This is a genomic window from Lactococcus sp. S64 (assembly GCF_016516525.1).
In the GTDB taxonomy this organism is placed as follows: domain Bacteria; phylum Bacillota; class Bacilli; order Lactobacillales; family Streptococcaceae; genus Lactococcus; species Lactococcus lactis.
The window spans coordinates 1-11,528 of sequence record NZ_JACVUQ010000020.1 but is presented as its reverse complement, the minus strand read 5'-3'; the positions used below and the strand labels follow the sequence as shown (position 1 = coordinate 11,528).

At 31.8% G+C, this 11,528-nt stretch carries 13 protein-coding genes; 11 read left to right on the top strand and 2 right to left on the bottom strand.

Annotated elements, in window-relative coordinates; genetic code table 11:
• The first annotated feature begins 254 nt into the window (after nucleotides 1-254).
• The 10 genes from IAE51_RS11745 (at nucleotide 255) to IAE51_RS11700 (ending at nucleotide 8,957) form a co-directional block, all read left to right on the top strand.
• A complete protein-coding gene (locus IAE51_RS11745) occupies nucleotides 255-434 on the top strand; it encodes a hypothetical protein (protein WP_200095617.1) in 180 nt (59 codons plus the stop codon).
• Nucleotides 435-2,101: 1,667 nt separating this feature from the next.
• The gene (locus IAE51_RS11740; RefSeq protein ID WP_200095616.1) at nucleotides 2,102-2,392 is read left to right on the top strand and encodes a WXG100 family type VII secretion target; all 291 of its coding nucleotides are present in this window, start codon (nucleotides 2,102-2,104) and stop codon (nucleotides 2,390-2,392) included.
• A gap of 15 nt (nucleotides 2,393-2,407) precedes the next feature.
• The gene (locus tag IAE51_RS11735; protein WP_200095615.1) at nucleotides 2,408-2,713 is read left to right on the top strand and encodes a hypothetical protein; all 306 of its coding nucleotides are present in this window, start codon (nucleotides 2,408-2,410) and stop codon (nucleotides 2,711-2,713) included.
• The gene (locus IAE51_RS11730) at nucleotides 2,713-3,072 is read left to right on the top strand and encodes a hypothetical protein (RefSeq protein ID WP_200095614.1); all 360 of its coding nucleotides are present in this window, start codon (nucleotides 2,713-2,715) and stop codon (nucleotides 3,070-3,072) included. The genes IAE51_RS11735 and IAE51_RS11730 overlap by 1 nt, the downstream gene beginning before the upstream one ends.
• Nucleotides 3,063-4,352 carry a hypothetical protein gene (locus IAE51_RS11725; protein ID WP_200095613.1) on the top strand — a complete coding sequence of 430 codons (1,290 nt, stop codon included), beginning with the start codon at nucleotides 3,063-3,065 and terminating at the stop codon, nucleotides 4,350-4,352. Before IAE51_RS11730 ends, IAE51_RS11725 begins: the two co-directional genes overlap by 10 nt.
• A 1-nt stretch (nucleotide 4,353) precedes the next feature.
• Complete coding sequence (locus IAE51_RS11720) at nucleotides 4,354-4,737, top strand: hypothetical protein (protein WP_200095612.1); 384 nt, start codon at nucleotides 4,354-4,356, stop codon at nucleotides 4,735-4,737.
• Between the two features lie 11 nt (nucleotides 4,738-4,748).
• Entirely contained in the window at nucleotides 4,749-5,060 is a 312-nt protein-coding gene (locus tag IAE51_RS11715; protein WP_200095611.1) for a hypothetical protein, read from the top strand.
• A 930-nt stretch (nucleotides 5,061-5,990) separates the two neighbouring features.
• Entirely contained in the window at nucleotides 5,991-6,986 is a 996-nt protein-coding gene (locus IAE51_RS11710; protein WP_200095610.1) for an ETX/MTX2 family pore-forming toxin, read from the top strand.
• A 1,256-nt stretch (nucleotides 6,987-8,242) separates the two neighbouring features.
• Nucleotides 8,243-8,437: a hypothetical protein gene (locus tag IAE51_RS11705; protein ID WP_200095609.1), complete on the top strand. Its 195-nt coding sequence runs from the start codon at nucleotides 8,243-8,245 to the stop codon at nucleotides 8,435-8,437.
• Between the two features lie 169 nt (nucleotides 8,438-8,606).
• Nucleotides 8,607-8,957: a potassium channel family protein gene (locus tag IAE51_RS11700; RefSeq protein ID WP_200095608.1), complete on the top strand. Its 351-nt coding sequence runs from the start codon at nucleotides 8,607-8,609 to the stop codon at nucleotides 8,955-8,957.
• Nucleotides 8,958-9,618: 661 nt separating this feature from the next.
• Here IAE51_RS11700 and IAE51_RS11695 read toward each other — a convergent pair.
• A complete protein-coding gene (locus tag IAE51_RS11695; RefSeq protein WP_200095607.1) occupies nucleotides 9,619-10,572 on the bottom strand; it encodes an alpha/beta hydrolase in 954 nt (317 codons plus the stop codon).
• A gap of 124 nt (nucleotides 10,573-10,696) precedes the next feature.
• Between IAE51_RS11695 and IAE51_RS11690 the strand changes: the two genes are divergently transcribed.
• Nucleotides 10,697-11,134 (top strand): MarR family winged helix-turn-helix transcriptional regulator, encoded by a 438-nt coding sequence (locus IAE51_RS11690; protein ID WP_200095606.1) that lies wholly within the window; start codon nucleotides 10,697-10,699, stop codon nucleotides 11,132-11,134.
• A 176-nt stretch (nucleotides 11,135-11,310) separates the two neighbouring features.
• Here the strand turns inward: IAE51_RS11690 and IAE51_RS11685 are convergent.
• A partial coding sequence (locus IAE51_RS11685) for an LPXTG cell wall anchor domain-containing protein (RefSeq protein WP_200095605.1) occupies nucleotides 11,311-11,528 on the bottom strand: 218 nt, incomplete at its 5' end.

Here is an 11,528-nt window from a genome sequence, read left to right as displayed (position 1 = left end):
GATAAGGCACCGTCTATTGGTTCTGCATTTAGAAAGTTACAGAGAAACGGTAATTTAATTAATCTTGGAGATGAAGAAAGTCCGATTTCTGACGGAGAAGTTATTTCTGTGCTTTGGAATCATGAACGTCAAAATTATTATGTGAGATAGTCTATGAATAAAAAAACGATTTTAGAGTTTGCTGAAGAAATAGGTGTTTCTAAAAAGCAAGTTGAAAATAAGCTAGCTAAATTGAAAAAACAAGGCACCTAAAGATGAAAATAATTAAAGGGCAGTCCTTGAAAAATGCAGGAAAATTGTTTTGGAAAGTTCCTGAATCACTAAATGATTTGGAGATTCATAAAGAAGATTTTGCTTTAGTTGATACTGCAAATGGCGAAGAAATTGTTCAAGTGATTGGAGTTTTTTATTTTAAGACAGACGAACTTTTTTAGTAAATCAGGTCGAAAGATAACCGTTAAAAAATTTGTTATTGCGGTTCAACAGGCACCTAAAAAATAAACGAATGAGTGATTGACTTGTTATTTTTTGATTGATCGCTTTGCTCTCGCGGGCATAGCAAGTGTGTACACACCTGCAGAAAAAAGTGATTGGGAAATTTCCCAAAGATTAATAAAAGGGCCAAATTTTATTTTAGTAATTTTATTAAAAAATCGCAACTGGAGGACATGTTGCTCTGCTCGCAAAAGAAAAAATTATGATTCACTTTTATTTGCTGAAGTTGAAAACGAAAAAGTGAATCACATATAAAATCTTGACAAAAGGATTTGGTTTTACGATAATAAAAAAGGTGTAATGAAGTTTGGATGTGTCGTAATTCGTCCAGCTAAGAAAAAACAGGTTAGCCCTACTATCCTGTTTTTTTGTGTTCTAAAATAAGACCAATTTATCAAAAAAGAGTTCGGAATAATTACGGAATGTTGGAATAGCAAGGGTTAAGGATTACGGAACTTCTACGGAATTTTATAATCTTGTTTAGACACGCTAAATCAAGTTGCACTGCGACTTAAATCACATAGTGATATCAGATTCCCTTATGCTCTTTCCGAGAATTGATATAATTTATTCAAAATGAGGGTGAGATGAGAAAAAAGAGGTGTACCGTAAGTTTATAAAAGTGATATAAAAATCTGCGATAGGCTTAAAAGCTCATATTTTGGGTTTTAAGCAAATTTACTTCTTTTTCCAGCAGAGATTATAGGTTGAAGCTCTAAAATGTCTCATAAGGGGATTTAAGGGCTTGCCATGGTGTGTTAAAAGTTTTATAATAGAATTATCAAGAAACAGTTATTTCTCGTGCATGACCGTAAGCATAGCTCCTCGCAAAGCGTAAGGAGTGAGCGTTGGGAATGCACGAACACCCCGAAAAGCTAATGAGGGGGTGTAAAGGTGATACAAGTCTAATAATCTTAGTCGTATCAAGGATCTAGGTTGTGTCACCTCTAGAAACCTCAAAGCATGCAAAATCAATCTCTGCCCTAATGTGATGACTGAAGTCATCGCTGATTAAACAATAGATACATGTTAGGGGATTGCCGAGTGATGAGCGAATGAGCGTAAGCGAAATGAAGCGAGTTGAGGCAAAACCCTTTACTTTATCAGTGTTTGAACAGCGTTAAATGACATAAGGAGTACGAAAGGGAAAGAGATTAGATTTTGCCCCCTGTACCCCATCGAGTAACACGGGGTACAGGGGGTGTACAATGGGCATAAACCCGCGTGGTTAAGTCAAAAAAGTTGTGAACTCAAAGAAATAAGAGAAGTAAAAAGGACTAAAATGTCCTTTTTTTGTTTGTTTCACGTGGAAATCAAAGCTGTTAAACCGTTGTATAGAGCGAAAGTCAATTCACGTGAAAAATCTATCTAAAGGCTAGAGAAACTCTAAGTAGCGTACTCAATCAGAGGATTCGCAAGATAAGGTATCCGCAAAGGCTTGCCTGCGCCAGTCCTTAAAGCAGGAATGTCACAAATTTGTATCAAGGTGTACAAGCGGAGCGACCTAAGCAAAGGAGGGAGTAAAGAAGAAGAGTGCTTTGGTAATTTGACAGAAAGATAAAAAATAAGTACAATGAATGTGTCAAAATACAAAAGGATTAAAAATATGTCACAAATTTCTGCCACTCCCGAAGAACTCAAAAGCCAGTCTCAAGTATATCTTCAATCCAAAGAGCAAATTGAACAAGCGATTCAACGTGTTAATTCTATGAATAGCACGATTGCGGAAGAATGGAAAGGTCAAGCCTTTCAAGCTTATTTGGAACAATACAATCAATTGGAACAAAACGTTCGTAAGTTTGAAGAATTGCTTGAAAGCATTAATCAACAATTAAACAAATATGCGGACACAGTAGCCGAACGTGACGCACAAGACGCTCAAAGCTTTGGGTTCTAAAGGGAAGCAGCCTGAATGGCTACTTTTTGTTTTAAAGAAAGAGGAGATATGGGAAGTTCAAAAATTAGTTCAAGTACTGCTGTTGCGGAAAATGCGATATCAAAATTACAAGGGTCAACTTTTTCACATGAAGGCCAACAAGTTGAAATCTCAGGAAGTACCTTAAAATGCATGAGTTCTGCAAAACAGTTGAATAATGACTTGCTTAAAGATTTGAATGAGTTAGTGCACTCGATTCAAGGTCAGTCTAAAAAAATCAAAGGTTTGGCAGAAATGATTGAAAGTCGTGACCAGTTAGACGGCCAAAGTTGGGGATTCTAATGGCAAGAGATAAAAATGCGGATAAACGGTTAGAATTAAATCGTCTAATCGCTCATAAAGAAAGTCAGCTTGATGAATTGAATCAAGAAAAACAGAGCTACACACGTCAAATTGAACATTATCAAGACGAAATGAATCGGCTTTATCGTGAAGAAGAAGAACTTTATTATCATATTGAGCAAAGTGGTCGTTCTCTCGGTTGGAATGCTTCCTCTTGGCGAGAGGTTCGACGTGCAATTTTAGGTTTTTCAAGAAGTCAATTAGAACAAATGGAACAAGACTTTCGTAATGAGGCCATTCAGCTTCAAAACGAAATAGAAGAAACTCAAAAAGAAAGGAATGCTTTGCCATGGGATTAAAATATACGAAAGCAGACGGAGAAAGTCTTGTTTCTGCTTTAACGGCTAATGTTTCAAGTGCCGAAGAAATTATCAATGATTTACAAGAGGGAGTAAATCATCTGACTTCTCAACTCGATAATCCCTCCTCAGGACTATCAGGGAAAGCTTATCATGCAGCAAACACGCTTTTCAAACAAATCGTTGTGCCGACTTTGTCTGAACTTAAAAGCGCCACAACTTCAATTCAATCAGAATTGACGACCTACAAAAATAGTATTAAAGCTTTTGACCGCTATCCAGACGCAGTCTATGATAAAGCCGAGTTTGAACGTTTGCTTAATCTCAAGCGTCAGCAAAAAGCCCTAACAGAGAACCATATCAATATTTTCATGCAGGCTTTAAATACCGCTGTTTCAAAGACAGCGACTGAAAACCTCATCTTTGAGGGTAAAGGCTTGGAAAGTGTCGTGAATCATTATGACCAAGAAATTCGAGAACTGGAAGAGAAGAAACAAATCTTAGAAGAAGTCGAAAGTCAAACCAGTTCCTTATTTGAACATAGTTTGCAAGACTTCAAACAAGCTTTGCAGGGAGCTAAAGCCTTAAAACAAGGTTCGTTTGATTCCAAGGGGAATTTCACATTCAATAAGAATCAAGATATGAGCTGGTATAAAAAACTGACCGGCAAAGATGTCAGTGATTCGTTAATCTCTAAAAAAGATGATGAAATCACCCTCAAAGACCTGTTAGAAGGCAATGTCTCAAAAGAAAACCAAGAAACGTTTGAGCAATTGAAAAAATTAGCTGAGGCGACCGGAATGTCTCTTCAAGCAGTTTGGAATTTATTTTCTGAAAGTAAGAAAAAAGAATTTAGTGAAAATTTTGAGGACTTTCAAAAATTTATAAAATATGGAGAAAATGAATGGAATAAAGCTGTTAAAACTCCTGAAGTACATGGTAATGATGTAATAAAAATTATCACAATTCATTATGAGTACGGCGGAACAACTTATACTGCTGTTTATAAGGTGAACGAAACTACAAATACACTTCTTTTTCAAAGTGGTGGTGGTTGGCTTGATGAATTCAAAACTTATAATTTTGGTGCTGACCAACGAGATGATTTATACGGTGGAGATTTTGGAGAAAATGCTCCAGCTGATAATAAAGAAGTTTTCTTTGATGGTGTTTTAGGTTTAGAAAGTGCTTTACAAATTGACTCTGAAGTGAGAAAATCTTTTAAAATACAAGAAGATACCATTTCTGGAAAAAAATATTTAGAAAGCATAGATAATTAGTATGACGGATAGACAACTTAATTTTTATAAGAGAATTTTAACTTTATCTAGAAGTAATCAAACGACATCTGAAGAGAAAAAATATTTGTTGTTGGCAGCAGATTCCCTTGATAAAGGGAGTGACTTTAAAAAAACCATTAACACTTTATGTCGAGCTTTCAAAGCACTTGACAAAGGTAAATTACAAGCTAATGGTTTGACGATTGGTTCAAAGCTACTTTTCGAAGATTTAAAATCTATATATGGAGAACCCCAATCTACAGATATATACGCTGAAAAATTAGCTTCAGTGCAAAAAGGAAGACAAAATTATCAAAAGTCTTCAATTTGGGTTTCTCTTATTTTAGGTGGGATTATAATTATTTATTATATTTTTGCGAGATAAGAGGAATTGAAATGTTAACGGACAGACAAAATAAATTTTTAACTCGAATGATAGAATTAAATAAAGAAAATTCGAGTGCAACTTACAAAGAGAGAGTATATTTAAAGCGAAGTATTGAATCAATTCAATTTGATACCAAATTTCAAGATGGGATTAACGCTTTAAATTTGTCTCTGAAAGGTTTAACTGAACGTGGTAAAGAATTGTCGCCAGCTGTTCTTAAACTAAATAAAGATTTAATTGAGGTTTACGGAGAACCTGGTTTTCGTATCGGTGCTGGGGGAGACGGAGATACTTCTATTAACCCTCTTACATATCTTTAAAAATCAGAAAAAGTCCTTTATAAAGGACTTTTTTAAATGCTCGAAGAGCATTTCTTCTTATCTTGATACTATTGTAAATAACGTCATTTTAATAAAAATAATTCAATCATAATAGATTAGTATAGCAATAAATAACTTCTAGCAAAGTAGCTAGAAGTTATTCTTTGTTCACATATCTTATTTTCAAAAAAGGAAGTGTTTCAATTGATTTATAATGAATAATATTAAAATTTGAAATCTCAAATATTTCTATAAACTAATAAATTGACCTCTATTGAGGTTTAGTGAAATTCTTATTTAACTTCTTGCGAAATAAAATTATATTATTTTGAGTAGATTAAAATATTATAATAACTGTCACATTTATTATAAAAACTCTGAATTAATACCGAATCAAAAAAAGTGACTGTAAAAAAATAATCTCCAGTCTCATAATTGATCAGTAGGTGTTTATGATTATCAGTGATAAATATAAGTTGATTAACTAATATAATATAAAATATAGTAAATTTGATAACAGTATTAGATTACTTTGTGACCAGTTAATCTTTTACATGCAAAATGATGGAATTATTATATTTTAAAAATGTACTAATCGAGTCGTTTAAATGATATTTATCGTTGAAATAAATATACTTTTGTCTTCAGAATTTTTACTTTCTTAAAATAGATAGATATAGAAACAGCTAAAAATAACAGAAACATACATTTTTAAAAAATTTTAAAAAATTATAATTAAATGAGAATTACTTTTTTACAAATCATTTATTGAGAGGGAGAAAGTAAATATCGTGTTGATTATATTAAAAATTACAAGTAAAATATTGAGTATAGAGATTTTTATTATTGGGTTAATCTTTTACTAATCCTCAACTTTTCTTGTAAGTTATATATAATTGACATAAGAAGGAGAATTAAATGAAAAAAACAATGGTCTACTCATGCCTTGCACTCTCTCTCATTTTGTTAGAAAGTGAAAATTTTCGTATAGCACAAGCCGATACAAAAATTGGAGATAAATCAACAATTAAGATTGAAACAGACCGTCCTACTGTACAAAACAATAGAGAAAGGATAGACCCGGATACAAAAAAATTAATGGAAGAAGCTCAAGAACTTTCAAAAGCCTGGAGTTATAATATGTTTAGTGCTGGAGAATTTTCATTAGATCAAACTACATTTCAAAATCCAAATCAAGCTGAACCTGTTGATTTTAAAGATCAACCATTAGTACGGATTAATGATGATATGAGGCTTAGAGATGGAGTTGCTCTTGCAGCAAATAAGTCCGTTCTTTCAAATTCCACCTCCGACTTACAAGTCATGAAAACTCCATCTTTCCGATATGAGAGTAAAGATGAAGTTACAACTACCACATCTCATTCCACAGGAAGTTCAATTACAACTTCAGCAAAAATGACTTTTCCGTTATTGTCAGGGTCTATGTCGATGGAAGTTAGATATGATTTTAGTCATACAAATGCAGAAACTACTAGTACAACTAAAGAATGGAATGTACCACCACAAGATATTAATGTTCCAGCTGGGAAAACATACCAGGTTGAATGGCTTCTAAAAACAGGTGTGGCAACCGGAACGAGTGATTTAACTAGTAAAATTACTGGCCTAATACCTTACCGATATTTTTCATCTACAAACCAGAGATATGCTCTCAATTATGAAAATGCTGCTAGTGATTTCTGGACAAATTACCAAAAAAAACCTAAAGATTGGGCTGATGGAAAAAACTACCAGGCCGTTTTTGGAAGCAATGGGAATTACGTTTTACGTAAATGGGGAGTTTCAAACTATGAAGCAACTTATGGTACAGAGTTTATTATGAATATTATTGATGTTACTAATATTAATGATACATCACCTGTAGGAACTATTCCTATTAGTAATGCAACAGTGATAACTAAATGAGGTCAGATATAGATAAATAGCTATATCTAAAGTCCCAATCGTGAATGGGCAACCTGTATTGATAAGATAGAAGAAGAAAAATAACATTGGTAGAAGTGAACTAATTAGGTTGATACATCAAATAAATAAAAGATATAATCTGGTTAACGAAGATTGTTGTGAGTGTTTATTCGCAATTTAGATCGAGGGCTGGTAAATTTCCTCGGTTTTTTACTATCAATTACTATCAAAAAACATCCTCGGACCAGGGGATGAATAGTGGATTAAAGGCGCTTATGTCTATTTTTTAACCATTTCTTGACTAGCCCAAGGATTAACTTCAACCACTATTGGAGCGATAACTGATACGAAGATTGTACCAGCTTTCTAAGGCAATACTACATCAGAAAGCTGTGTCACTATGGAGATATCTTTAAAATAAAAGACAATCATATTTCAAGAAAACTATACTTTTTCGGAAAAATAAACCAAGTGTTTGATTTCAATAATGATTTCATTTTTTATATTTATATCAAAAAATCCATATTTTCGTACACTCTAACAATATAAATATCAAACTCTATTCCATTTTAACTTCTTAAACAAATTCATTCATGCAGTCTCTAAGAAATAAGTAATTAATTTTAGTTGTAAGTTTTAGACCCTATTGCTTGTTTGTTATTCATAACTATTATTTTATTACAAAATTTTGAATTTTGATTGGTAAATAACTTTTGAACATGCTTAACTTGATGATAAGTATAGATATTGCATATTTTTGGAAGTTTAAATATTCCTATATAAAAAACTAATAGATAAAGAACGAAGAAATGTTATTAATGGAGTGTAGTTATAAAACTTAACAAGAATAGCTCCTGCTTCCCCAATAAAATTACTCTCAAAAAAATTTTTTAATAACCACTTTAATTAGAAAGGGACTATTATTTTTTGTTAGAGTAAGTATGAGAACTACCTCTGAATAGATATATGTATTAATGATCTTTCTAGTTAAGCTAATTTGTATAATTATGAGTGACACTTCTCCTTTTGATATCGTTACTGTTCCAATTAGGGGGGACTCATTTTTTAGATTGCGAGATTCCCAGGGTAATATGTGGGAACAAATTTGATCAGAATAGACAGTAAAGTAAATAATATAGCAATAATTGATGCTTAAATAAAACATCAAAATTTATAGAATTGCTATTAACGCGAATAAATTGGTATGAAAACTACATGCCTCTTGCAGAATATATTTTTTATTAATAGGTACTCAAATGGAAATACAAGAAGAAATTATTTTATCTAATGGAGCTAAAGCAAAAGTAATGTCAACTAAATATAACTATGAAAACATCTTAATTGTCGAGCTAGATGGCGCTTTACGAGTAATAGATAAAGAAACTAAAACACTTGCTCAAACTTTAGAAAAAACATATCACAAACATGCATATTATGTGAGTAAGTCATGAAGACTAAAAAATTAAATTTCTTAAAATATCATATTTCTGAAAACGACTTAGAAGGATTTGAACAATGTGCGTATACTTATAAGTATTGATATATAAAAATTATTTTAATTCATAAAAATTGAAATAAAGCAACAAGTACAACATTAACATTGAATATGAGGAATTTTAAATGCTATCTCTATTATTATCAACTAGAAAACTAATAGATTCTTTTAGATATATATTGAAAGAGGAGGATACTAGGTCTCTTCTAGTATTAATGACGACCATATTAGCAATTGGAACTGGTTTTTATTCAACTATAGAGAAACTGAGTATTTTAGACGCCTTATATTTGAGCTTTATTACATTAACAACAATAGGTTATGGAGATTTTTATCCCGTTACTGCAATTGGGAAAATATTTACTATCGTATATTCTTTAATTGGATTAGGCATAACGGCAATGTTTATATCTATTGTCTCTAAGTCATATATTAAATATAAAGATATAAAAAAAAGCAAAAAACATAAACAGTGACAGATATAACAACATTAAGAACGAAAAGACTATAAACCTTCAATTTATAATAAACTAAAAATAATTCAAATTCATAACTAGTGAGTTAATCATAGGGATATAAAATCTTAAAACATGAAAGATCTTTTCATATAATAAAATACCATTTTGAATTTAATACAAAATCATCTACCAAGAGCTTCAGGAGTAGTATCTATGGTTAGTATATAACATATTACTGCTCTCATACTATGATTTGTGAGTGTGAGGACAACTGGCTAATAATTAAATTAGCCAGGGTTTATTTGATTTACTCAAATGATCAATATAATATTACAGAGATGTACATTACTTTTTATAAAGCACTAAGTGAAGTTGTTTATGGATAAATTTTTTATTATAAAAAAGGTAGAAAATAAAAAGACAAGAAAATGTTTTCCTGTCTAAAAAGTATAGATTTTTGATATATGTTATGGTAAATTATAAGTCTTTTTAGTTCATATAATTGTAAATATTCAGTCATTCCTAACTTTTTTACCACTTAAATATTGGCTTTATCCATTTTTACAATTCTATAGCGACAAATATTAACCTCTATATTTCTTTTTAATTCTACTTGTTTTATAAAGAAAACTAAGAATAATATCCTATACTCGAATTCTTGTTTCATTATAGTGGATATTTATATATTATTTTTTCTATTAATCCATTCAGTAGATAGTACCATAGCGGCTCGAGCAGCCTTGGTTTGGTCTAAACTATTAATCATAACAAAGTCATGAATCATACCTTGGAAACGAACTTGTGTAACTTCTACACCAGCATCACGTAATTTTCTTGCATATGCTTCACCTTCATCACGTAGAACATCCGCCTCTCCATTTAAGATCATTGCTGAAGGTAAATCTTTAAGATCGTCAATGGTAGCTTTTAGAGGAGCAGCGGTAATTTGTGCCCGTTCTTTCTCATTCGTTGTATACTGATTCCAAAACCATTGCATTCCTTCTTTTGTCAAATAATAGCCTTCGGCAAAATCATTATATGACTCTGTTTCAAAATTTGAATCAGTGACGGGATAATACAACAATTGTTGATTAATAGGTAATCCATTCCGTTTCTTTGTCATAATAGTCATGACTGTTGCCATATTACCACCGACGGAATCGCCAGCTACAGTTAAACGACTAGTGTCAAGTCCTTCACTTTCTGAAATATCAGATAATTGTTGAAGAATAGAATAATTTTGTTCAATAGCAGTTGGATATTTTGCTTCAGGTGACAAACTATATTCTGGAAAAACAACTATAGAATTAGTTCTTACCGAAAGTTCCCTTACCAATTTATCATGCGTTTTAGAGTTACCAAATACCCACCCTGCGCCATGAATATAAAATATTACAGGTAGTTTTGTGTAGTTGCCAGAGGGACGAATAAATCTTACATTAATTTGTCCATATTCACCTGTATCCATCAGTTTATCTTCAATATCAACATTATATTTATTGACAGGGGACTCTTGTACCTTTTCAAGTAATTCACGGCCATCTTTAGGTGGTAACTCATAGATACGAGGATGTGCTGCATTTGCATCGCTAAAAGTAATCGCTTCTTTTTCTAATGAAATTCGTTTTGTCATTATTAATTTCTCCTTTATGTTTATAAACCCATTATAATCGTTCACGATTAAATCGTCAAGTATTTAAACTTGAGCAGTTTGAGTATTTAGTTTATACTAAACATAAATAAGTCGGAGGATTAAAATGACTTCAAACAATAATTTAACGCCCTTAAGTGAGCATCTTTGCTTTTCTCTTTATACCACTTCACGTGCAATTCAAAGGCTTTATATTCCTGCATTAGAAAAACATCATTTAACATATCCTCAATATTTAGTTTTAGTAAGTCTATATGACTTGGGAAAAATATCTATTAAAAGAATAGGAAAGGAACTTGATTTAGCTAGCAATACTTTAACACCAATGCTTAAAAGGATGGAGGAATATGGACTAGTGAAAAGAGAACGGAGTAAAGATGATGAACGAATTGTTTTACTCACTATTACGAATTTTGGAAGAACACTAAGAGAGAAAGTCTCTGATCTTCCACAAATTTTGATTAATAAATCTGGATTATCAGATGGGGAGTGGCATGATTTAACTCGATTATTAGAAAAGCTTTATCAAAATATACAATTATAGCAGAACCTACCACAAATTAGATTATAGTAATAAAAAACCGAGAAGATATTATTTCTCGGTTTTTTTATTTCGTTTATTTCTAGATTTAGCTTCTTTTTATTTATAAAACGAACTATACTCCAAAAGTTGTTACTACTGACTGACTAATAGTTGAATAAAAATAATTTACTATTTCTTTAATTTATCTTTTTGCTTTTTCTCTTCTTTGCGGCGATTGCTGCTAACATACCCAATACAGTAAGCATTCCACCAACTCCGACTAATGGGCCGTCTTCCACCCCTGTTTTAGGAAGGTAACCTGATCCAGTACCGGAATTAGAATTATTAGTATGATTACCACTATTATTTCCTGAATCACTATCCGGTATAAATTCACTATCAGAAGTAGATTCAG